The organism is Pseudomonas sp. Sample_9 (assembly GCF_004307535.1).
In the GTDB taxonomy this organism is placed as follows: Bacteria; Pseudomonadota; Gammaproteobacteria; order Pseudomonadales; family Pseudomonadaceae; genus Aquipseudomonas; species Aquipseudomonas mercuritolerans.
The window spans coordinates 30161-33196 of record NZ_RAZO01000353.1 but is presented as its reverse complement, the minus strand read 5'-3'; the positions used below and the strand labels follow the sequence as shown (position 1 = coordinate 33196).

The 3036-nt window shown below is 61.8% G+C and carries 4 protein-coding genes; 1 reads left to right on the top strand and 3 read right to left on the bottom strand.

Features of this window, described 5'->3' with window-relative positions:
- Positions 1-143 (bottom strand): EamA family transporter (locus tag D6877_RS20345; protein WP_347233422.1); only part of this gene is annotated, 143 nt, incomplete at its 3' end.
- Positions 144-351: 208 nt separating this feature from the next.
- On the opposite strand from D6877_RS20345, the gene D6877_RS20340 reads away from it, so the two are divergent.
- Entirely contained in the window at positions 352-543 is a 192-nt protein-coding gene (locus D6877_RS20340) for a DUF6316 family protein (RefSeq protein WP_130911918.1), read from the top strand.
- Positions 544-669: 126 nt separating this feature from the next.
- Here the strand turns inward: D6877_RS20340 and D6877_RS20335 are convergent, their stop codons facing one another.
- Both D6877_RS20335 and D6877_RS20330 read right to left on the bottom strand, forming a co-directional pair.
- Positions 670-1854: a thiolase family protein gene (locus D6877_RS20335; RefSeq protein ID WP_130911917.1), complete on the bottom strand. Its 1185-nt coding sequence runs from the start codon at positions 1852-1854 to the stop codon at positions 670-672.
- A gap of 103 nt (positions 1855-1957) precedes the next feature.
- Positions 1958-3036 (bottom strand): polyphosphate kinase (locus D6877_RS20330; RefSeq protein WP_130911920.1); only part of this gene is annotated, 1079 nt, incomplete at its 5' end.

The following is a 3036-nucleotide window of genomic DNA, read 5'->3' as shown; positions in this document are numbered from 1 at the left end:
ACCATCAGGCGAAACCAGGTCACCGTGACCGGGTCCATCACCTGCAATACCTGTTTTAGCTTGATCGGCAGGATGCCCCACAGAAACGCGGTCAGCAGCGCCAGGAACAGTCCGTACACCCAGCGCCCCGATGAAATGTGCATGCGAACCCCAAAAGCCTGCTGACAAGAACACTCATTCTAGGCGCCCGACCGCGCACAACACAGGGACAGTTACCGGCAGGCCGCGAATGAAACTGTGCAGGTCGCAGCAGTAAACCGGCGCGCCGCCGTTGATCGGCCGGGCAGGCGCGCCAAGTGCTTCAGGCATAAGCTGATTGCAGACTCTTCAACGCATATCAGGGAGACCGACATGTACGCCATGCGCGCCGAGGACAGCGCCCCCGCCACCCGTTTTCGCAGCGACCGCGTGTGCCGGGTCAATGGCGAGCTGTATTTCAGCACCCGCGAAAACACCCTTGAAGGGCCGTATGACGGTCAGGTGATCGAGCGGGAGATTCAGGCTTATATAGCGCGGATGCAGGGGCAGGATTCTAGCCGCTGAACCGTGGCGCTGCCTTCGCGAGCAGGCTCGCTCCCACAGGATTTTGGTGAACATTGAAATTATGTACACCCTGAACCTGTGGGAGCGAGCCTGCTCGCGAAGGGGCCTGAACAGGCAACCAATCCTTTAGCGCACCGCCTCAAACAACCCGCTCGCCCCCATGCCGCCGCCCACACACATGGTGACGATGCCGTAACGCAGATTGCGCCGCTGCAATTCCCGAATCAGATGCCCGACCTGGCGCGAGCCGGTCATGCCGAACGGGTGGCCGATGGAAATCGAGCCGCCATTGACGTTGTATTTGTCGTTGTCGATCTCCAGCCGGTCGCGGCTGTACAGGCACTGCGAAGCGAACGCCTCGTTCAATTCCCACAGATCGATATCCGCCACTTGCAGGCCCTTGGCCTTGAGCAGTTTCGGCACCGAGAACACCGGGCCGATGCCCATTTCGTCCGGCTCGCAACCGGCCACGGTGAAGCCACGGAAAAACGCCTTCGGCTTGAGCCCCAGCTCCAGCGCTTTGTCCAGACTCATGACCAGTGTCATCGACGCACCGTCGGACAGCTGCGATGAATTGCCCGCCGTCACCGAACCGTCGTCGGCGAACACCGGTTTCAAACCGGCAAGGCTTTCGTAGGTGGTGTCCGGGCGGTTGCAGTCGTCGCGCTCGACCACGCCGTCGACAATTTGTACGTCGCCACTGTTCTTGTCCTCGACGCGGTATTTCACCGCCATCGGCACGATTTCATCATCGAACAAACCCGCAGCCTGGGCCTGGGCCGTGCGCAGCTGACTTTGCAGCGCATAACGATCCTGCGCCTCGCGGCTGACACCGTAACGGCGCGCCACCACTTCGGCGGTCTGGCCCATGGTGTAGTAGATGCCGGGAGTCTGTTGCTTGAGCAGCGGGTTGATCAGATGATCGGTGTTGACGCTCTTCAGGGTCAGGCTGATCGACTCGACGCCGCCGGCGACGATGATGTCGCTGCAACCGGAGGCGATCTGGTTGGCGGCAATCGCAATCGCCTGCAAACCCGACGAGCAGAAACGGTTGAGGGTCATGCCGGCGGTGCCGGTGCCCAGGCGCGACAGCACCGCGACGTTGCGGCCGATGTTGTAGCCCTGCGCGCCCTCGTTGGAGCCGGCGCCGACGATGCAGTCCTCGACGCTGGCCGGGTCGATGTCGTTGCGGGTCAGCAGCGCATTGACGCAGTGGGCCGCCATGTCATCGGGGCGGGTCTGGTTGAACTTGCCGCGAAAGGATTTGGCCAGGCCGGTCCGCACGCTGTCGACGATCACCACTTCACGCATGGCATACCTCATTGTTGTTGTCGGTTGAGAGTGGACCTGAGCATAAGTCCACCTTCTTGCCGACCGCGAGGATCATTCACCCGGCGTATGCGCGGCCATCGCTTCAGTCCTTGTGCTTTTTGGCCTTCTTGTCGGATTTCTCGAACGCGTCTTCCAGCGCGCGGTTGATCGTGCGCAACACTTTCACCCGCGCCCAGCGTTTGTCATTAGCCTCGACCAGCGTCCACGGCGCGATCTCGGTGCTGGTGCGATCGACCATGTCGCCGACCGCCCGGCGATAGTCGTCCCACTTTTCGCGGTTGCGCCAGTCGTCTTCGGTGATCTTGAAGCGCTTGAAGGAAATCTCTTCGCGCTCCTGAAAGCGCTCCATCTGCGTGTCCTTGTCGATGGCCAGCCAGAACTTGACGACGATGACGCCGGCATCGGCCAGTTGCTCTTCGAAGTCATTGATTTCGCCGTAGGCGCGCAGCCAGTCGGCCGGGGTGCAGAAGCCTTCGATCCGCTCGACCAGCACCCGTCCATACCAGGAGCGGTCGAACACGGTGAATTTGCCCCGCGCCGGAAGGTGCCGCCAGAACCGCCACAAATACGGTTGCGCGCGCTCTTCTTCGGTGGGCGCGGCGATCGGGACGATGCTGTACTGACGCGGATCGAGCGCCGCTGCCACGCGGCGAATCGCCCCGCCCTTGCCCGCCGCGTCGTTACCCTCGAACACCGCCACCAGCGCATGGCGACGCATGCGTTTGTCGCGCATCAGTCCGGACAGACGCGCCTGTTCGGTGATCAGTTGTTCTTCATAGTCTTTCTTGTCCAGACGCTGGGTCAGGTCGAGGCTGTCGAGCAGGTTCAACTGATCGACCGGCGTGCCCAGCGGCGCGGCACTGACTTCGTGGGGATTGACGTCGGCACGCTTGAGCGCACTTTGCAGGCCTTCGAGGAGAATCTTGCCCACCGCCAGGCTGCGGTAATTGGCATCGACGCCTTCGATAACATGCCACGGCGCGTAATCGCGGCTGGTGCGGCGCAGCACGCGCTCGCCGTATTTGACGAACTTGTCGTAGGTCTGCGATTGCTGCCAGTCCAGCGGGCTGATGCGCCAGCTGTGCAGAGGGTCGTCGGCCAGCGATTTGAGCCGCGCTTTCATCTGCTTCTTGGACAGGTGAAACCAGAACTTGAAGATCA